Here is an 18,310-nt window from a genome sequence, read left to right on the forward strand (position 1 = left end):
GGGAGCGAGCCTGCTCGCGATGGCGATAGCACACTCACTACAAATCTCGCTAACTACATCCCCTTGCGCCGCTCCGCCCGGGCCATGCGCTGAACTTCCTGACGCACTTCTTCCAGCACTTCCTGCACATACAGGATGTGTCGACTGGAGACTTCCCGTGCCTGTTCCGCCCGCCCTTCGATAATCGCCAGGTACAACTCCCGGTGCTGCGTGATCAGCATGTCGCGGGTTTCCGTGCGCTGCTTGTACATGCCGCCAATGTTGGTCACCACGTTGCGCTTGAGCAGGTCGAAGAGCCCGCGAATGGTGTGCAACAACACAGCGTTGTGACTGGCTTCGGCAATCGCCAAATGAAATTTCGCATCCGCCGCGCCCTCTTCCGCCCGACTCACCTCATCGTGACGCGTGTAGCAGTCCTGCAACTGATTGAAAGCCGCCGTCAGTCGCTCGCGATCGACATCCGTGGCGCGCAGTGCCGCGTAATACGCGCAGGACGCCTCCAGCGTATGGCGAAACTCCAGCAGATCGCGCTGGGCTTCCGGGTTGCTTTCCAGCAGATGCAACAGCGGATCGCTGAAGGTCGAACCCAGCGACTCCACCACATAATTGCCGCCCCCCTGGCGGCTGACCAGCAAGCCCTTTGCCGCCAGTTTCTGAATTGCCTCGCGCAACGAAGGGCGTGACACGCCGAACTGCTCAGCCAACGCGCGCTCGGCCGGCAAGCGTTCGCCAGACTTCAGTGTGCCTTCGAGGATCATCCCCTCGAGCCGCTCGACAATATCGTCAGACAAACGGCGCTGACGAATCTGATCAAACCCCATAACTCAATTCTCCACGGTCCCGACGGCTCGCCGGGCCCTCTATTCTGGCCTATCGGCGCTGTGCCAGCACCTACCAGACGGCATTTGTTAAAGCGGATCACGCCCACGTTTTGGCGCTTATTCGACAAAAGTTTTAGGGCGACAAATTGACACACCGCATACAAGGCTTTTACCCTAGCCAACAGCGATTGTAAATTGGTATTACCAATTATCCAAGAACGCTGACCAGTGCCTGACCAACAACAATTAGGGGCCACCCCATATGCAAACCTGGCAACAGCTCTATACCCCGCTCGGCAGCCTTGGCGTCTCCGCGCTCGCGGCCGTTATCCCCATCGTGTTTTTCTTCCTGGCGTTGGCGGTGTTCCGCCTCAAAGGCCATGTGGCCGGCAGCATCACCCTGGCGTTGTCCATCGCCGTTGCAATCTTTGCCTTCCAGATGCCGGTCGATATGGCCTTCGCCGCCGCAGGCTATGGCTTTGCCTACGGTCTGTGGCCGATTGCCTGGATCATTGTCGCGGCCGTGTTCCTCTACAAACTGACGGTCAAGAGTGGTCAGTTCGAAGTGATTCGCAGCTCGGTGTTGTCGATCACCGACGACCAGCGTTTGCAGGTGCTGCTGATCGGTTTCTGCTTCGGTGCGTTCCTGGAAGGTGCCGCCGGTTTCGGTGCGCCGGTAGCGATTACCGCCGCGCTGCTTGTAGGACTGGGCTTCAACCCACTGTACGCGGCCGGCCTGTGCCTGATCGCCAACACCGCGCCAGTGGCCTTCGGTGCCCTGGGGATTCCAATCATCGTGGCCGGGCAAGTGACCGGTATCGACGCGTTCAAGATCGGCGCCATGACCGGCCGCCAACTGCCGTTGCTGTCGCTGTTCGTGCCGTTCTGGCTGGTGTTCATGATGGACGGCCTGCGCGGCGTTCGGGAGACCTGGCCTGCTGCGCTGGTGGCTGGCTTGAGCTTCGCCATCACCCAATACTTCACGTCGAACTTCATCGGCCCTGAGTTGCCGGACATCACCTCGGCCCTGGCCAGCCTGATTTCCCTGACGCTGTTCCTGAAAGTCTGGCAGCCAAAACGCGCCGCCGGCCAACACATCGCCGGTGCCGTCTCGGCGTCCGTGGTGACCGCCAGCGCCGGCGGTTTCGGTCAGCCGCGCACCAGCGTCGCGTCGCCTTACAGCCTGTTCGAAATCGTCAAAGCCTGGTCGCCGTTCCTGATCCTCACCGTGCTGGTCACCATCTGGACCCTGAAACCGTTCAAGGCCATGTTCGCCGCCGGCGGTTCGATGTACAGCTGGGTGTTCAACTTCGCCATCCCGCACCTGGATCAGATGGTGATCAAGGTCGCGCCGATCGTGACTGCGCCGACCGCCATTCCAGCGGTGTTCAAACTCGACCCGATTTCCGCGACCGGCACGGCGATTTTCTTCTCCGCGCTGATCTCGATGCTGGTGCTGAAGATCAACTTCAAAACTGGTCTTACCACTTTGAGAGAGACCTTCTACGAACTGCGCTGGCCGATTCTGTCGATCGGCATGGTGTTGGCGTTCGCCTTCGTCACCAACTACTCGGGCATGTCTTCGACCATGGCACTGGTATTGGCAGGCACTGGCGCGGCGTTCCCGTTCTTCTCGCCGTTCCTCGGCTGGCTGGGCGTGTTCCTGACCGGTTCCGATACGTCGTCCAACGCGCTGTTCAGTTCGCTGCAAGCGACCACCGCGCACCAGATCGGTGTGAGCGATGTGCTGTTGGTGGCGGCAAACACCAGCGGCGGCGTGACTGGCAAGATGATCTCGCCGCAGTCGATCGCCGTGGCCTGCGCCGCGACCGGTCTGGTAGGCAAGGAATCGGACCTGTTCCGCTTCACCCTCAAGCACAGCCTGTTCTTCGCCACCATCGTCGGCCTGATCACCTACGTCCAGGCCTACTGGCTCACTGGCATGTTGGTGCACTAGGGACTACAAGCCACATCGAAAAAACCGACGCCGGACCACGATTCCGGCGTCAGCTATTCACAACCCGGTCTGTAAGGCTGCTGAAAGCTTCCCTCTCTATATTCAGCAGCCTCAGCGGACGGATAACCGGGCCCACCCGGAGACACGCCTGATGAGCGAGCTTTTTTACAACGCCGTGCCGAACGCGACCCGCGTCGCCCCGCCACTGCCCGAACCTCGACAATACCCCAGCGAGAAACCGTCTCGGGTCTACCTGTTCGGGACCTGCGTGGTGGACTTGTTCTACCCCGAAGCCGGGATGGACGCGATTCACTTGCTAGAACGTGAAGGCATTCGTGTCGAGTACCCGCAAGGGCAGAGCTGCTGCGGACAACCGGCCTACACCTCGGGTTACACCGAGCAGGCAAGGACCGTGGCGCGCTCGCAACTGGCGCTGTTCGCCGGGGATTACCCGGTGGTGGTGCCGTCGGGATCCTGTGCCGGGATGTTGCGCGAACACTACGCCGACTTGTTCAAGGACGAGCCGCAGACGTTGAAACAGGTTCAGGCGCTGGCGGCCCGGACTTACGAACTGGCCGAGTTCCTGTTGTTCGTCTGCAAGGTGCAGCTCAAGGACAGCGGTGAGCCGGTAAAAGTGGCGTTGCACACCTCGTGTTCGGCACGCCGTGAGATGAACACCCACTTGCATGGCCGCGAGTTGTTGGCGCAGTTGGGCAACGTGGAACGCGTCGATCACAGCCACGAAAGTGAATGCTGTGGCTTCGGTGGGACTTTCAGCGTCCGTATGCCAGATATTTCCGGCGCGATGGTGGCTGACAAGACAAGGTCGTTGAAGGAATCCGGCGCACACAAGGTCCTCAGTGCCGATTGCGGTTGCCTGATGAACATCAACGGCTCGCTGGAGAAACAGAAGGAAGCGTTGCGCGGCCAACACCTGGCCAGTTTCCTTTGGCAGCGAACCGGAGGTGTTCTATGAACGCTTCCGCGATTATTCCTACGGTTGCCGTGGAAGAAGATTTTCGCACCCGGGCTCACAAAGCATTGGGTGACAAGCAGCTGCGAAACAACTTTCGCACTGCGATGGATTCTCTGATGACAAAACGGGCAGCGTCTTTCAGCGATGCCCATGAAAGAGAACATTTGCGAGCGCTGGGCAATGCTGTCCGCGCCCGTGCGTTATCCAAGTTGCCCGACCTGCTCGAGCAGCTTGAACAGAACCTGACCCGCAACGGTGTGACAGTGCACTGGGCGGAAACGGTGGACGAAGCCAATGGCATCGTCCTCTCGATCATCCGCGCTCACGAGGGGCGGCAAGTGATCAAGGGCAAATCGATGGTCAGCGAAGAGATGGAGATGAATCACTTCCTCGCTGATCGGGGCATTGAATGCCTGGAATCGGACATGGGCGAGTACATCGTCCAGCTCGACCACGAGAAGCCTTCACACATTATTATGCCGGCGATCCACAAGAACGCCGGTCAGGTCGCGTCCTTGTTCCACGACAAACTTGGCGTGGAGTACACCAAGGACGTTGACCAACTCATTCAGATCGGTCGCAAAGTCTTGCGACAGAAATTCTTCGAAGCGGACATCGGCGTCTCCGGCGTCAACTTCGCCGTGGCCGAAACCGGCACCTTGCTGCTGGTGGAGAACGAAGGCAACGGCCGCATGACCACCACGGTGCCGCCCGTGCACATCGCCGTCACCGGCATCGAAAAAGTCGTGGAAAACCTGCGCGACGTGGTGCCGCTGTTGTCGCTGCTGACGCGCTCGGCTCTCGGCCAGCCGATCACCACTTACGTCAACATGATCTCCGGCCCGCGCAAGGAACATGAACTCGACGGTCCGCAGGAAGTGCACCTGGTCTTGCTCGACAACGGTCGCAGCCAGGCCTTCGCCGACAGCGAATTGCGCCAGACCCTGAACTGCATTCGCTGCGGCGCCTGTATGAATCATTGCCCGGTCTACACCCGAATCGGCGGCCACGCCTATGGGGAGGTTTACCCCGGGCCTATCGGAAAAATCATCACCCCGCACATGGTCGGTCTGGCGAACGTCCCGGACCACCCGAGCGCGTCGTCGTTGTGTGGTGCTTGCGGGGAGGTCTGCCCGGTAAAAATTCCGATCCCGGCGCTGCTGCGTCGCCTGCGGGAAGAAAACGTCAAAGCCCCGGACAGTCCGCATCAAGTGATGCGTGGCCAGGGCAGCAAATATTCGCGCAAGGAACGTTTTATCTGGAACGCTTGGGCCAGACTCAACAGTTCGCCAACGCTGTATCGTCTGTTCGGCTTTTTCGCCACACGACTGCGTGCCCTGGCACCGAACAATGTTGGCCCGTGGACGCAAAACCACAGCGCACCAAAACCCGCCGCCCGCTCACTGCATGACATGGCCCGCGAGCATCTGGCCAAACAGGGAGATCGTTGATGAGCGCCAAGCAAAACATCCTCGCCAAGCTGCGGAAAAGTCTGACAGGCACAACGCCGGTGCCTGACACGTTCGACGTCGACCTGGTGACTGCGCCTTACACCTACACCGCCGAACAACGTATCCCGCAACTGCGCAAACTGATGGAAGCGGTGCACACCGAAATCCACCTGACGTCCGGCAAAGGTTGGCCGGCGCTGCTCGCACAGTTGCTGCGAGACCGTCAGTTGCCGAGCTTGTTGATCGCGCCGACTACGCCTCATGGGCAACGCGTCACTCAACACTGGGCGAACAATCCAGGTCTGCCGACTCTCAAGTCCTACGACCGCCCGGTGGAAGAGTGGAAAGCCGAGTTGTTCAACGACACCCCTGCCAGCCTGACCACCACCCTCGGCGCAATCGCCGCCACCGGTAGCCTGATTCTCTGGCCGACACCGGAAGAACCGCGCCTGATGAGCCTGGTGCCGCCGGTGCATTTTGCCCTGCTAAAGGCCAGTGAAATCCGCGACAACTTCTATCAGGTCCAGCAGGAATTCAACTGGGCGCAAGGCATGCCGACCAACGCCCTGCTGGTGTCCGGCCCGTCGAAAACCGCTGATATCGAGCAAGTCCTGGCCTACGGCGCGCACGGTCCGAAAGACCTGGTGGTTTTGATTCTGGAGGACCAATGACTCTACCGGCGGCTTTCCTGCGAGATGCGCAGCAACTGATCCCCCAAGAGCGGCGCTTCGACGACCCGCTGTCGACACTGGCCTTCGGCACCGACGCCAGTTTCTACCGGCTGATTCCGAAACTGGTGATCCGGGTCGAGTCCGAAGACGAAGTCGTCGCGCTGCTCAAACTGGCGCAACGTGATCAGGTCCCGGTGACCTTCCGCGCGGCCGGCACCAGCCTGTCCGGCCAGGCCATCAGCGATTCGGTGCTGATCGTGCTTGGGGATAACTGGAACGGTCGCGAGATCCGCGGCCAAGGCACGCAAATCCGCCTGCAACCGGGTGTGATCGGCGCGCAAGCCAACGCCTGGCTGGCGCCGTTCGGGCGCAAGATCGGCCCGGACCCGGCCTCGATCAACGCCTGCAAAATCGGCGGCATCGTCGCCAACAACGCCAGCGGCATGTGCTGCGGCACGGCGCAGAACACCTACCACACGCTGGCCGGTATTCGTCTGGTGCTGGCCGACGGCAGCCGTCTCGATACCGAAGATGCGGCGAGCGTTGCGGCGTTTCGCCAGAGCCACGCCGCGCTGCTTGAACGTCTGGCAACATTGGGCCGCGAGACCCGCGCCAATGCCGAACTGGCTGCGAGAATCCGCCACAAATACCGTCTGAAAAACACCACTGGCCTGTCACTCAATGCGCTGGTGGATTTCGACGAGCCTGTGGATATCTTGAGTCACTTGCTGGTGGGTTCCGAAGGCACGCTCGGTTTCATCAGCGCGGTGACCTACGACACGGTCATCGACCACCCGAACAAGGCCTCGGCGCTGATCGTGTTCCCGGACGTGGAAACCTGCTGCAACGCCGTCACCGTGCTGAAAAGCCAACCAGTATCGGCAGTCGAACTGTTGGACCGTCGCAGCCTGCGTTCGGTGCAGGACAAACCCGGCATGCCGGCTTTCGTACAACAGCTGTCGAACAATGCCTGCGCGCTGCTGATTGAATCCCGCGCCGCCTCGTCCACGTTGCTACAGGAACAACTGGCGCAGATCATGGCGTCGCTGACCTCTTTCCCTGTGGAAAAACAAGTCGATTTCACCGAAGACCCAGTGGAAAACGCCCGACTCTGGGCAATCCGCAAGGACACCTTCCCTGCGGTCGGCGCCGTGCGCAAAACCGGTACCACGGTGATCATCGAAGACGTGACCTTCCCGGTTGAACAACTGGCCATCGGCGTGAACCGTCTGATCGAGCTGTTCGACAAACATCACTACGACGAAGCGATCCTCTTCGGCCATGCCCTGGAAGGTAATCTGCACTTCGTCTTCACCCAAGGCTTCAACAACCCGGAAGAAGTCGCACGCTATCAGGCGTTCATGGACGACGTGGCGCAATTGGTGGCGGTGGAATTCGGCGGCTCGCTGAAGGCCGAGCACGGCACCGGTCGCAACATGGCGCCTTTTGTCGAGCTGGAATGGGGCAGCGATGCTTACCAGTTGATGTGGCAACTCAAACGGCTGCTCGATCCCAACGGCATCCTCAACCCGGACGTGGTGCTCAGCGAAGATTCGCAGATCCACCTCAAGCACCTGAAACCGCTGCCGGCCGCCGACGAGATTGTGGATAAATGCATCGAGTGCGGTTTCTGCGAACCGGTCTGCCCGTCGAAAGGCCTGACCCTGAGCCCGCGCCAGCGCATCGTGATCTGGCGGGACATTCAGGCGAAGAAACGCGCAGGCGTCGACACCTCCGAACTTGAAGCCGCCTACGAATACCAAGGCATCGACACCTGCGCCGCCACCGGCTTGTGCGCGCAACGTTGCCCTGTAGGCATCAACACCGGTGAGCTGGTGAAAAAGCTTCGCAGCCGCAAAGCGACGCATACGAAAACCGCCAACTGGCTTGAAGGAAATTTCGCCACCGCGCTGCAAGGCGCGCGCTTCACCCTGCACGTGGCCAACGGTGCGCGGATGCTGCTGGGCGCACCGCGTCTGGCCAAGTTGTCGGCGACGTTGACCAAGCTGTCCAAAGGTCAGGTCCCGCAATGGACCAACGCTATGCCGCAGCCAGAAAAAGCCATTCGCTTCAGCCCCGTTGTATCGGACGAGCGCCCTCGCGTGGTGTATCTGGCGGCGTGCGTTTCGCGGGTCATGGGCCCGGCGGCGGGTGATAAAGAGCAGATGTCGCTGTACGACAAAACCCGTGGGCTGCTGGAAAAGGCCGGTTACCAGGTCGTCTTTCCCGACAATCAGGACAGCCTCTGCTGCGGTCAGCCGTTTGCGTCAAAAGGTTACGCCGAACAGGCTGAACACAAACGCCAGGAACTGATCGGCGCGCTGCTGCACGCCAGTCGCGGCGGGCTCGATCCGATCTATTGCGACACCAGTCCTTGCACGCTGCGCCTGGTTCAGGATCTGGGCGAAGTCCGACTGGACCTGTACGACCCGGTGCGATTCATCCGTACGCATTTGATGGATCGCCTGGATTTCACACCGCAGGAAGCGCCGATCGCGGTGCACGTCACTTGCAGCACCCAGCACCTTGGCGAGAGCCAGGCGTTGATCGATCTGGCGCGCAGATGCAGCAAAAACGTGGTCATTCCCGAGGGCATTCATTGCTGTGGTTTTGCAGGGGACAAGGGTTTCACCACGCCGGAGTTGAATGCTCATTCGCTGCGCACGCTCAAGGACGCGGTGCAGCAGTGCAGCGAGGGGATTTCCACCAGTCGCACTTGTGAGATCGGACTGACGCAATACGGCGGAATCGATTATCACGGACTAGTCTATTTGGTGGACCGGGTAACGCAGGCAAGGGTTACGCAACAAAAATAGAACCCTGACGCGCTGCCACAGTCCACTCATTAAGCCCGGACATTGCCGGGCTTTACCAAAACTCGGCAGCCCGTCCTGACGGCCAGCGATGCCTGGACCCTCAGTTCAAGGAGATACACATGAAACGTTCTGTACTGTTAGGTCTGTTCGTTACTGCCTCGCTGATGGCGTCCACCTCGTTTGCCGCTGAAAAAGACCTCTGTGCGGTCAACCTGCAAACCATTGAAAATGCCAAGGCACAGATTCCACCGGATATGACTGATCAGGTCATGGACAGCGTCAAGAAAGCCCAAGCCGATCAGGCAAAAGGCACCAAGGCAGGGACTGACGATTGCATCGCCGAGACCAACCAAACCATCCAGGATCTCAAGAACGCGAGCAAGGGCGGGAAATAACCCCGCTCGGGGCCAACCTTCGAGGTTGGCCTTTTGCGCCTGCGGCGGCACTCAATATGAAGCAAATCAAAACCCGCCAATTGCGGGTTTTGTTGTATCTGGGGTTTGGCAACCCTCTTTATTGCCATTACACCTATCAAATATTTTTTCATAGCCTTTTATGCAACAACCGAATTCTTGAGCATTGCCGCAGTCTTTTAAGTAGGCCCCATCAATCGTGGCTTATGTTGCGACCTCGGCGGAGCCGCCCGCTTATATGGCAGCACCGAGACCATCAGTTCTAGGAGATATCCATGAAACGTACCGCACTCGCTGGTCTGTTCATTTCTGCTGCAATGCTGGCCTCTCCCGTATTTGCTGCGGACAACGACCTTTGTACGAGCAAACTGCAGGAGCTCGAAGCCAAAGTGAATACGCTACCAGCGACCTCCACCAACGCACCGGAGATCAAAAGGCTGCTGGCCAGCGCCAAAACTTCAAAAGCCGCCGGGGACGACAAAAAATGCGCCACCGAGGCCATCCAGGCATTGGCGCTGACAAACTGAGCAACGAACCCAACCCATAATCACTCGCGGCCAACCTTCGGGTTGGCCTTCTCACGCGTTTGGCGTACACTGCGCAGGCTTGTTGCTCACCATGATTCACAGAGCAACAGGCTCGGGGCCGTTTAGGATTCGACGCCGGTTGCGAAACTTTAGGTGCATGCCGAGTTGGTAACAGAACTCGTAAATCCACTGTTGCAACTACTTATAGTTGCCAATGACGAAACCTACGGCCAGGAATTCTCTCTCGCTGCGTAAGCAGCTTTAGATCCTGAGCTTCTGGTACCTTCGGGTCCAGCAATCACCAGGGGATGTCTGTAAACCCAAAGTGATTGTCATATAGAACAGAATCGCCGTGCAGTACGTTGTGGACGAAGCGGCTAAAACTTACACAACTCGCCCAAAGCACCCTGCCCTTCGGGTCGCTGAGGGTTAACTTAATAGAAACGGCTACGCATGTAGTACCGACAGCGGAGTACTGGCGGACGGGGGTTCAAATCCCCCCGGCTCCACCAAATACGAAGCAAGACAAAACCCGCCAAGTGCGGGTTTTGTTGCATCTGGGGGGTGGTGATTTGTGGTTAAACACAACCGGGCCTATGCTGGCGTCCTACCCGCAAGGATGCCGCTATGAAATTCAAAGTACTGATTGCCGCGTTAACCCTTTCCCTGACGTCCGGTTGTGCGCACTACAACGACCGTACCACCGACACCAACAAGAACGGGCGGATTGCCTGTGATGCCGAGCCCAAGAATCAGGCTGGCTGCTATACGAAGCAGTCGAAGGGCTGGAATTGGGGTGGGTTGAAGTTTGGGGTTGGGGCTTCGAACTAGGTGCTGGTCTTGTAGGAAACCGCCGGTATTGAAGGCGTTTTTTTAAACATTGAATCTCGACCTGATCCTACAGATGCTGTGATTTTCGGGGAGCTTTCCGACAGGTCGCGGCGGTTGTCGGGTAGGAAGCGGAGTGGATAGGCTTTGTCCGTCGCTGCACATCAGCGATCGGGTGTGGAAACCCGAAGATAAACAAACATGCCCCCATGGCATACTGTGGCGCTTTTTTTCGGCCGCAGGTTCAAGTTATGGCGGCTGTGCGTGGGAGACCTTCGGGTCTGCCGGGTTTTGTCCGTTTATCTCGGTTTTTCCACCCCGCGCACAGTTGCCACCTATTCGAGTGGAATCGGAAGAGTGGCAGCTCCAATGACTTAAAAGGACGATTGCCATGATCAAAGAACCCCAAACCCGCCCGCCCCGGACGACGTTTCCCCCTACGATCCCCTCGATCCAAAAAAACTCAATGACGCCGCCGACCGTGCGCTCGATCACTACCTCAATCCCTCCGCCCTCAAATCCCCCATTTCCCGCAAGCCAAGCACGATGTTTCTCGTTGCCCCGGATATCAAGGACGAAGACCTGCTCGCCCATACCTGTGAATCGTTGGCCCAGGCCAGTGTGATGGCGGGTGATTTTGCGGGGTATCTGGAAGGTCCGCATCGACACACCGCGATGGCGATTCAGCAGATTGTGATGTTGGCGGAGCTGGCGGTGAATCGGATGCTGGACAACGTTGTCGTGCCAAAATCTGCGCCACGCAGTTGATTCATTGTGGGAGTGGGCTTGCCCGCGATGGCGGTGCGTCATACGACATATTTATCGGCTGATCTACAGCTATCGCGGGCAAGCCCGCTCCCACAGTGGATTTTTGTCTTACTCAGATTTTGAGTTCGCTGGAGATCACCTGTAGGAGTGAGCCTGCTCGCGATGGCGGCGGATCAGTCGACATCCATGTTGAATGAACAATTGCTATCGCGAGCAAGCTCACTCCCAAAAAAGCAACCCAATAGGTGGCTGGGATTCAAAGCACTTTCAAATCCACCGACACATGCCCCCGCGTCATCCGCGAATACGGGCAGAGCTGATGCGCCGCGTCGGCCAGTTCCCGTTTCACGCCCTCCTCCAATCCAGGAAAGTTGACGTTCAATCTGACCGCCAATTGAAAGTCCCCGCTGGCGGTTTTGCCCAGATCCACCTCGGCATCCACCGACGTGTCTTCTGGCAATTTGATTTTCATCTTGCCCGCCGCCACCTGTATCGCGCCGATGAAACACGCAGAATACCCCAGCGCAAACAGTTGCTCCGGATTGGTGCCCGGTTTACCCGAACCGGGTGAGCTGAATTTGACGTCCAGCTCGCCATCACTCGACTTGCCGGTGCCGGTGCGGCCACCGACGGTGTGGGTTTTTGCGGTGTAGAGAACGGTTTCCAGTGCTGCACTCATGACAGTGACTCCTGATCAGGATTGAACAACCGCGAGGTTATTTCGAGGCCTCGCCCAGGGTGCCGGTGTAGTGCGCCAGGCGTTTTTCGACGTCGGCTTTTTTCTGCAGGCCAAGCTCCATCAGTTGGGTGATGCGTTGCTGCGCCGCCGGGCGTTTGACCGAGCCGATGAAACCGTCCCATTCGGCGGCGATGGCTTCGTTGGGTGGCAGGCTGGCGGCGTCGACCAGGCGTTTGATGTCGGTGATCGACTGTTTATCGAACCGGGCGATGCGCCGGGCCATGGTGTCGACGAATGTATCGAGTTCGGCATCGGGCAGCGCCCGATTGACGTAGCCGTAGCGTTCGGCGAGTTCGCCATTGATGTCGTTGCCGGTGAGCAGCACTTCCAGCGCGCGCCCACGCCCCATCAGCCGTGGCAGGCGTGCCATCGGGCCGCCGCCGGGCACCAGGGCGGCGCCGATTTCCCATTGCGAGAGGATGGCTTTTTCGCGGCTGGCAAAGCGCATGTCGCTGGCCAGGGCCAGTTCGCTGCCGACGCCGGTGGCGCGACCGCGAATCGACACAATCGAGACCACTGGCGCCTTGCTTAGCCGAACCAGCATATCGGGCAGCGGCGGCAGGCCGGTGGGGCCGTTGGGCAGGCTGGTAGTGTCGGTCAGCGGCGGGACGAAGTCGTAGTGCGTGAGGAAGAAGTCCGGGACGTCACTGTCAAAAACCACGACCACCACTTTCGGATCGGTCTCTATGGCCGTGACGACCTCGTTCAGTTGCGGCATGGTCTCGGGGCCGTAGATGTTGTACGGCGGATTGTGAAACGTGACACGCCAGTACTCGGGGGTGATGCGGGTGAGCTTGATCTCCTGTTTTACCGCAGTGGTGGACGGGGTCTTGTCGGTTTGTGAAGTCGATGCTGCCGATGCTTCACCGGCGAGAGACGAGCCGGTGGCCGCCATGCAGGCGACGATGATCGCAGCGTTTAATAGCTGCAGTCTCATGGGAAAACCTCCAGTTGGAAAACATGTGGTTCCCGCGAACAACGTTCTACAGTTTGAAACAGATTATGGGCATGCCGGACGGGTCCGGCTGAACAAGCCTAGCAGCGCAACCTCGGCTGACAAGTGACGTCAGTCGGACAAAAAAAAGGCACTGGCGATGATCGCCAGTGCCTTTTTTGCCTGAACCGTAACGTCAGCGAGACAACATAAACGTGTCGTACTCCAGATCTTCCAGCGCCGTTGAAAGCCTGTGTAAACCCAGCAATACACAGATCAGCAACGACAGCGTAAACCCGTACCCGAAGAAGCTTGGCCCCAGGTACATGCTGAACAGCGTCAGCATGGCGTTCAACACCGCAAACAACACGCACAGTTCCAGCACCACGGTGCGTTTGTCGAGGTAGAAGAACACGTTGAGCAACGCCATGAACACCACTTGAATGCTCACGCCGATCAGGTCGATGTAGAACAGCGGCAGGTAATAACTGGAGATGCCCAACCAGTCCAGCAAGCGCGGCGCGAACAGGAACAACAGCACCGCCGTGAGGCCCTGAACCTTGCAGATTTCCAGCAGACCCTGGCGGATCGACAAGGTCATTTCGGTTTTCAGCTGCCCGATATGCTGCAGGGTTTCGCCTTCGCGGATCGCCCGGAACAGGCGGTCGTACCACTCGGCAAAGTCAGTCTCGATGCGCACCAGAAACACCGCCATGCCGGGGATGATCGCCAGGTACGCGAGGAAGATCGGCAAGTCGTACAGGATCGAGGCGCGCAGCGGGCCGACGATTTCGTTGGAGGTGCCGGGGTTGAACCAGAACATGAACTTATCGATCCAGATCCCCAGGTTGTAGAAGAATCCGGTGGCCAGCAGGCTGAGGAACACGTTGCGACGATCTAGGAAATCGAAGGCGATCAGTTTCTCGGCGCGGTACTCGCGCAGGATGTCGTAGAGGAACAGAAACAGCAGTGTGCTGTGCCCGATCAACAGCGCCAGCAGCAGGCCCGGCATCTGCAAAAAGCTCAGTACGTAGGCACTCGCGACCATCAGCGTGTAACCCACCAGCATCACCAGCAGAATGCGGTTATAGGCCTTCATCCCCGAGAGGAAGATGATCACCAGCCACAAGTTGCACAGCACTACGAAGTTCGCCAGGACCAGCACGCGGTAAATCAGCGGCTCATCGAATAAGAGGCCCAACACGACAATCCCCAACAACCCGGCGCCGAGGGTCACCAGCAACAACACGCCCAAGAGGTTGGGCAGAATCTGATCGTACTTGTGCTCGAACAAACGGTCGGAGACGAAGCGCGTGAAGAACAGCTGCAAACCGCCCGTCAGGATCAACGAGGTGGCCATCAGGTACGTCACCGTCACCAGGAACTGCCCGACCAGCATGTTCGGCAGCAACAGGCCGATGCTGATGATGCCCACCAGCATCACGCTGATGATCGACAACACCCACGGCCCGGAGCTGATCAGCCCGGCGTAGACGTAGGCGTGCAAGGTCGCCGTGTAGGAATCGCGCGAAAGGATTTTTCGCAGTTCAAAGCCAATACCGGCCATTTAGCTGTTCTCCATGGCGGCTTGATACAGGTCGCGGTAACGCTGCAGCATCAAGGCTTCGGTGTAATAACGATTGACCCGCAACAAGCCGCTGGCCTGGGCGGCCTGCCAGCGTCGCGGGCTGCGCAACAGTTCAAGGATCGCGGCGCACGTGGCTTGTGGGTCGGCAATCGCCACCACTTTGCCGGCGTGCCCGAGGTCACGGTCTTCGGCGCTGCCGCCTTCGATCAACTCGCGACACGACCCCACGTCACTGCTGACCACCGGCGTACCGGCGGCCCAGGCTTCGAGGATCACCAGCGGCTGCGCTTCACTGATCGAGGTCAGCACCATCAGGCCGAGTTTCGGCAGGATGTCCTGAATGCGCTGGAAGCCTAGGAAATGCACCTTGCCCTCCAGGCCCAGACTGGCCATCAGGCTGCGGCATTCGCTGACGTATTCCGGGTCTTCCTCTTCCGGGCCGACGATCCAGCCTTCGGCTTGCGGCATGGCGCTGATCACGCCGCGCATCGCCCGCAGAAAGGTTTTCACGTCCTTGATCGGCACTACACGGCCGATCAAACCGACCACCGGCGCGATGCCGTGGGCGCGCGATTCCAGGGCTGCGGTCCATACCGGCAGGTCGATGCCGTTCGGAATGACCTGGGTGCGGGCCGCCAGGGCGCCGTCCTTGATCTGGCGCTGACGGTTACCGTCGTAGAGCGCGATGATGTTGTCGGCGCTGTTGTACGTCAGCTGCCCGATGCGCTCGAAGAAACGCACCCACAAGGTTCGGATGTAACCCGAGCCGGCATCCAGGCTGCGGTTCAGCGCCTGGCCGGAACTCTCGGCGATCCAGCTGGCCTGGGCCAGGTCGATCTTGCGTTCCTTGGTGTAGATCCCATGCTCGCTGAGCAAGTAGGTGCAGTTCCAGCGCTGCTTGAGGATGCAACCCAAAAAGCCCGCGTACCCGGTGGAAATCGAATGCAGCACTCGCGCCTTCGGCATCCGTTGCGCGGCTTCGGCGAGCATCAGCAACGGCGACTGCATCGCGCGCAGGGTCCAGAAATAATTGACGAAGGACGGGTCGGCGCAATGCTGGCGATAGCCTTCGCTCAACGACTCCCAACTGGCGCGGCTGCGCAGCACGTCGTCGAGGGTCATGCGGCCCTGGGCGATGCAGTCGAGCAAGCGTTCGCCCAGGGCCGGGTCTGGCGCATCCGGGTGATGCAGGAAGCGATACAAATCCTGCAATTGCTGTTCGTCGGCCTCGCGAGGCACCACCAGCCTGTCGGTTGGATGGGTCGCATCTTCGAGGAACACTTCTTCGATGTGCAGCACGTTGGCCGGGACTTCGTAGCGCCGGGTTGGATAAGCCTGACGCTGGCCGCCGATGAACATCACCGAAAAGGTCAGTTCCGGCAGGCCGAGGATCATCTGGTGAATCCAGCTGGAAACGCCGCCACGCACGTAAGGCCAGGTGCCTTCGAGCAGCAGACAGATGTCGGCAACCGGTGCCTGTTCCTTGTGACTCATGTCCAGCTCCTGACCAATGCGGCGAACGGCGGCCGCTGACGGGTTTCCTCGGGAAGGCGTGCGAGCAAACCGGGAATTTCGTGGTAACGACCGGCCTCGAACGCCAGCTCGGCACGAAACGGCAGCACCTGCGCGGCGCCCATGCCGTTCTCTTGAGCCTGACTCAGCAGCACTTCGGCACGCTCAACGTCGCCACGCTCCAGCGCAATGCGCCCGGCCAGCAGAAACAGCTCACCGCCCTCGCCCGCTTCCAGGCCAAGCTCGGCATGTTCGCTGGCCTGGGTCAGCACGTGATCGAGCACACTGCCTTGCGCCAGGCCCAGGTAGGCCAGTTCCCAATACCAGCGCGCCAGCCGGCCGTGCAGCGCACCCGCCGCTTTGGCATTGGCGCCGGCCAGTTCGCCGAGCGCATTCTGGATGTGCAGGTTGATGTCGCTTTCCTGCTTGTCGAGCATCGAATACGCCAACAGCCGCACATCGTCACTCGGGTCACCGAGGGCCAGTTTGAGAATCGGCACCGCTTCTTTGCCGGGCATGCGCCGCGTGGCCAACAGGGCGGCCAGACGCTGATCCGGGTCCGGCGCATGACGCAACACGTCCTGCAAACCGCCATCGGCAAAGATCGGCGAGTGCAGTTGCAACTGCGCCCGGAATGGCAGTTTCGGGATGCCCACCGCTTGCCACGCTTGCTTGTCGCGTTTGCGCGGCAGGTACAGCGCCGGGAAGATCGCCGCCACCACGCCAACCGCACCGAGCACCGGCACAAAGAACGCCAGGCTGAAGATAAACAGCGGGCTCCACGGCAGCGGCGAACGGTAGCGCGCCGGCAGCAACAGCCACACCGCCGCGCACAACATCACGCACGCCAGGCCGTGGCTGAGGGTGAACACCAGCAATTGTTGTAACTCGGGCGCCGCGAGCCACAAACTGGCCCAACTGCCTGCCTCTAACAACAAGGCTCCGCTAAACAGCCACTTGCTGATCATTCAGGCCACACTCGTTGAACAGGAAATTACGCAGCCCGTTGCGTTCACAGCCAGGCTCCAGGTTGAACGGCAACACACGCACGCCGAGGCTGTCGAGGCTGCTTTCAATGCCAAAGTGCTCGTGCAGCATCAGGTTCATCCGCGCCAGATAGCCTTCGGTGCCTTGCGGACTGGTCAACGGCAACAACACCAGCAACAGCTGGTGATCGCGGTTGTTACGCAGCGGCAATTGCAGGTCGAGGCCTCGCTGACTGCGTTCGAACAGACGCGAAAGCTCATCGTTGGGACGGGTCATTTCGAAGGCAAAAAGACCGGCCGCCAACTTGTGCTGCTCGACATCCACCAGCGAACGCTTGAGTTGCAGCGTGAACTGCTGCGCATCGGCGTCGGCCAGTTGCAGCACTTGCGGGTCGCGGCGCAGCAAGTCGGCGATGTGCCCAGCGAGCAACGCCAACAGGCTCAGGGTGCGATCCTGGAACGCGAAGAACGGCATCTGCCGCACCGCCAGAATGGCCAGCAAACGACCTTCGGCATCGATCAGCGGAATACACGCCTGTAACGACGAGAACTGCGCCGAGCTGCCGGCATCGATCAGTTCCTGACGTACGCTGACCAGTTCACCACGTTCCAGGCACAGCTTGACCAGTCCGTCTTCGGTGCCCAAAGGCCCCATGACGCCGATGGTCGCCAAGGCTTCTGGCAACACGTTCTCTTCGCGCTCATCGACGCGATACAACCCGGCCACGCGCAACGCACCGTACTGACCGAGCATGGCCACGATCGGGTCGGCCAGCGCGGCCAATGCATCGCCTTCGTCCGGCATCACCCGCAATTTGTCGCGCAAGCCCAGCAACGAACTGCGCAGGCTTTGATCGCTGCCCGCGACGCGCTGCTCCAGCAGGTCGTGGGAGACCCGCAGAATCTGGTGCGCGCGGGTGAATTCGTCGAGTCGATACTGGCGGTAATCGTTGGCCATCTGCAGACGCTGCAAGCGCCGCTCCCACAGATCGCGAACCTCGCCCACCAGCATGCCGCTGACCAGCACGCCGACAATGAACGACGGATCAAGCTGCGCGTAGGCTTCATGCCCGATATACCGAAGCGCAAACAGTGCCGCCACCAACAGGCTGGCGCTGAGCAAGCCGCGCACGAAACCATAACGCACGCCCAACAGCAGCGGCGCCAGCACCGGCCAGGGAAATCCGGCGTGCATTTGCAACGGGTCTTGCGGGGTCAGCCACAAGCCCAGGCCAATCGCCGCGCCGGTGACCAACAGCGTTTCCAGCCAAGACACCGGGCCGCTGGCACGCGGCGCTAGGGTGTAATCCATGTGAGGAGAAT

At 59.8% G+C, this 18,310-nt stretch carries 15 protein-coding genes, 1 other RNA gene and 1 pseudogene; 10 read left to right on the forward strand and 7 right to left on the reverse strand.

Annotated features, from left to right (window positions below; all coding sequences use genetic code 11):
* Window positions 1–53: 53 nt before the first annotated feature.
* A complete protein-coding gene (locus tag K0F88_RS22735) occupies window positions 54–821 on the reverse strand; it encodes a GntR family transcriptional regulator (protein WP_219096612.1) in 768 nt (255 codons plus the stop codon).
* Between the two features lie 262 nt (window positions 822–1,083).
* Between K0F88_RS22735 and K0F88_RS22740 the strand changes: the two genes are divergently transcribed.
* The 10 genes and pseudogenes from K0F88_RS22740 to K0F88_RS22785 all read left to right on the forward strand — a co-directional run.
* The gene (locus K0F88_RS22740; RefSeq protein WP_219096613.1) at window positions 1,084–2,778 is read left to right on the forward strand and encodes a lactate permease LctP family transporter; all 1,695 of its coding nucleotides are present in this window, start codon (window positions 1,084–1,086) and stop codon (window positions 2,776–2,778) included.
* A gap of 151 nt (window positions 2,779–2,929) precedes the next feature.
* Window positions 2,930–3,754 (forward strand): (Fe-S)-binding protein, encoded by an 825-nt coding sequence (locus K0F88_RS22745; RefSeq protein ID WP_094469197.1) that lies wholly within the window; start codon window positions 2,930–2,932, stop codon window positions 3,752–3,754.
* Window positions 3,751–5,205, forward strand: a complete 1,455-nt coding sequence (locus tag K0F88_RS22750) for a LutB/LldF family L-lactate oxidation iron-sulfur protein (protein WP_094469198.1) — start codon at window positions 3,751–3,753, stop codon at window positions 5,203–5,205. The genes K0F88_RS22745 and K0F88_RS22750 overlap by 4 nt, the downstream gene beginning before the upstream one ends.
* Window positions 5,205–5,876: a lactate utilization protein C gene (locus K0F88_RS22755; protein WP_094469199.1), complete on the forward strand. Its 672-nt coding sequence runs from the start codon at window positions 5,205–5,207 to the stop codon at window positions 5,874–5,876. Before K0F88_RS22750 ends, K0F88_RS22755 begins: the two co-directional genes overlap by 1 nt.
* Entirely contained in the window at window positions 5,873–8,692 is a 2,820-nt protein-coding gene (locus tag K0F88_RS22760; protein WP_219096614.1) for an FAD-binding and (Fe-S)-binding domain-containing protein, read from the forward strand. Before K0F88_RS22755 ends, K0F88_RS22760 begins: the two co-directional genes overlap by 4 nt.
* 119 nt (window positions 8,693–8,811) lie before the next feature.
* Complete coding sequence (locus K0F88_RS22765) at window positions 8,812–9,087, forward strand: hypothetical protein (protein WP_219096615.1); 276 nt, start codon at window positions 8,812–8,814, stop codon at window positions 9,085–9,087.
* 293 nt (window positions 9,088–9,380) lie between these two features.
* Window positions 9,381–9,632, forward strand: a complete 252-nt coding sequence (locus tag K0F88_RS22770; protein ID WP_094469201.1) for a hypothetical protein — start codon at window positions 9,381–9,383, stop codon at window positions 9,630–9,632.
* A gap of 114 nt (window positions 9,633–9,746) precedes the next feature.
* Window positions 9,747–10,144: a transfer-messenger RNA gene (gene ssrA, locus K0F88_RS22775) on the forward strand.
* Between the two features lie 115 nt (window positions 10,145–10,259).
* Window positions 10,260–10,463 carry a hypothetical protein gene (locus K0F88_RS22780; RefSeq protein ID WP_094469207.1) on the forward strand — a complete coding sequence of 68 codons (204 nt, stop codon included), beginning with the start codon at window positions 10,260–10,262 and terminating at the stop codon, window positions 10,461–10,463.
* Between the two features lie 399 nt (window positions 10,464–10,862).
* Window positions 10,863–11,228, forward strand: a pseudogene (locus tag K0F88_RS22785) (DUF6124 family protein); the annotation flags it as partial.
* Between the two features lie 256 nt (window positions 11,229–11,484).
* Here the strand turns inward: K0F88_RS22785 and K0F88_RS22790 are convergent.
* The 6 genes from K0F88_RS22790 to K0F88_RS22815 form a co-directional block, all read right to left on the reverse strand.
* Window positions 11,485–11,907, reverse strand: a complete 423-nt coding sequence (locus K0F88_RS22790) for an organic hydroperoxide resistance protein (protein ID WP_094469208.1) — start codon at window positions 11,905–11,907, stop codon at window positions 11,485–11,487.
* Window positions 11,908–11,944: 37 nt separating this feature from the next.
* On the reverse strand, window positions 11,945–12,904 hold the full coding sequence (locus K0F88_RS22795; protein ID WP_176457701.1) for an enoyl-CoA hydratase/isomerase family protein: 960 nt from the start codon (window positions 12,902–12,904) through the stop codon (window positions 11,945–11,947).
* Between the two features lie 193 nt (window positions 12,905–13,097).
* On the reverse strand, window positions 13,098–14,468 hold the full coding sequence (pelG, locus tag K0F88_RS22800; protein WP_094469209.1) for an exopolysaccharide Pel transporter PelG: 1,371 nt from the start codon (window positions 14,466–14,468) through the stop codon (window positions 13,098–13,100).
* Window positions 14,469–15,983, reverse strand: coding sequence for a GT4 family glycosyltransferase PelF (gene pelF, locus K0F88_RS22805; protein ID WP_094469210.1), 1,515 nt, complete (start codon window positions 15,981–15,983; stop codon window positions 14,469–14,471).
* A complete protein-coding gene (locus K0F88_RS22810) occupies window positions 15,980–16,969 on the reverse strand; it encodes a HEAT repeat domain-containing protein (RefSeq protein ID WP_094469211.1) in 990 nt (329 codons plus the stop codon). Before K0F88_RS22810 ends, pelF begins: the two co-directional genes overlap by 4 nt.
* The gene (locus K0F88_RS22815) at window positions 16,947–18,299 is read right to left on the reverse strand and encodes a PelD GGDEF domain-containing protein (protein WP_176457702.1); all 1,353 of its coding nucleotides are present in this window, start codon (window positions 18,297–18,299) and stop codon (window positions 16,947–16,949) included. The genes K0F88_RS22810 and K0F88_RS22815 overlap by 23 nt, the downstream gene beginning before the upstream one ends.
* Window positions 18,300–18,310 lie beyond the last annotated feature (11 nt).

The organism is Pseudomonas sp. UMAB-40, from assembly GCF_900095275.1.
GTDB lineage: Bacteria > Pseudomonadota > Gammaproteobacteria > Pseudomonadales > Pseudomonadaceae > Aquipseudomonas > Aquipseudomonas mandelii_B.

Bases quoted from the DNA above. Each gene is read 5' to 3' on its own strand.
- K0F88_RS22735 (WP_219096612.1), bottom strand. From the start codon at position 821: ATGGGGTTTGATCAGATTCGTCAGCGCCGTTTGTCTGACGATATTGTC.
- K0F88_RS22740 (WP_219096613.1), top strand. From the start codon at position 1,084: ATGCAAACCTGGCAACAGCTCTATACCCCGCTCGGCAGCCTTGGCGTC.
- K0F88_RS22745 (WP_094469197.1), top strand. From the start codon at position 2,930: ATGAGCGAGCTTTTTTACAACGCCGTGCCGAACGCGACCCGCGTCGCC.
- K0F88_RS22750 (WP_094469198.1), top strand. From the start codon at position 3,751: ATGAACGCTTCCGCGATTATTCCTACGGTTGCCGTGGAAGAAGATTTT.
- K0F88_RS22755 (WP_094469199.1), top strand. From the start codon at position 5,205: ATGAGCGCCAAGCAAAACATCCTCGCCAAGCTGCGGAAAAGTCTGACA.
- K0F88_RS22760 (WP_219096614.1), top strand. From the start codon at position 5,873: ATGACTCTACCGGCGGCTTTCCTGCGAGATGCGCAGCAACTGATCCCC.
- K0F88_RS22765 (WP_219096615.1), top strand. From the start codon at position 8,812: ATGAAACGTTCTGTACTGTTAGGTCTGTTCGTTACTGCCTCGCTGATG.
- K0F88_RS22770 (WP_094469201.1), top strand. From the start codon at position 9,381: ATGAAACGTACCGCACTCGCTGGTCTGTTCATTTCTGCTGCAATGCTG.
- K0F88_RS22780 (WP_094469207.1), top strand. From the start codon at position 10,260: ATGAAATTCAAAGTACTGATTGCCGCGTTAACCCTTTCCCTGACGTCC.
- K0F88_RS22790 (WP_094469208.1), bottom strand. From the start codon at position 11,907: ATGAGTGCAGCACTGGAAACCGTTCTCTACACCGCAAAAACCCACACC.
- K0F88_RS22795 (WP_176457701.1), bottom strand. From the start codon at position 12,904: ATGAGACTGCAGCTATTAAACGCTGCGATCATCGTCGCCTGCATGGCG.
- pelG (WP_094469209.1), bottom strand. From the start codon at position 14,468: ATGGCCGGTATTGGCTTTGAACTGCGAAAAATCCTTTCGCGCGATTCC.
- pelF (WP_094469210.1), bottom strand. From the start codon at position 15,983: ATGAGTCACAAGGAACAGGCACCGGTTGCCGACATCTGTCTGCTGCTC.
- K0F88_RS22810 (WP_094469211.1), bottom strand. From the start codon at position 16,969: ATGATCAGCAAGTGGCTGTTTAGCGGAGCCTTGTTGTTAGAGGCAGGC.
- K0F88_RS22815 (WP_176457702.1), bottom strand. From the start codon at position 18,299: ATGGATTACACCCTAGCGCCGCGTGCCAGCGGCCCGGTGTCTTGGCTG.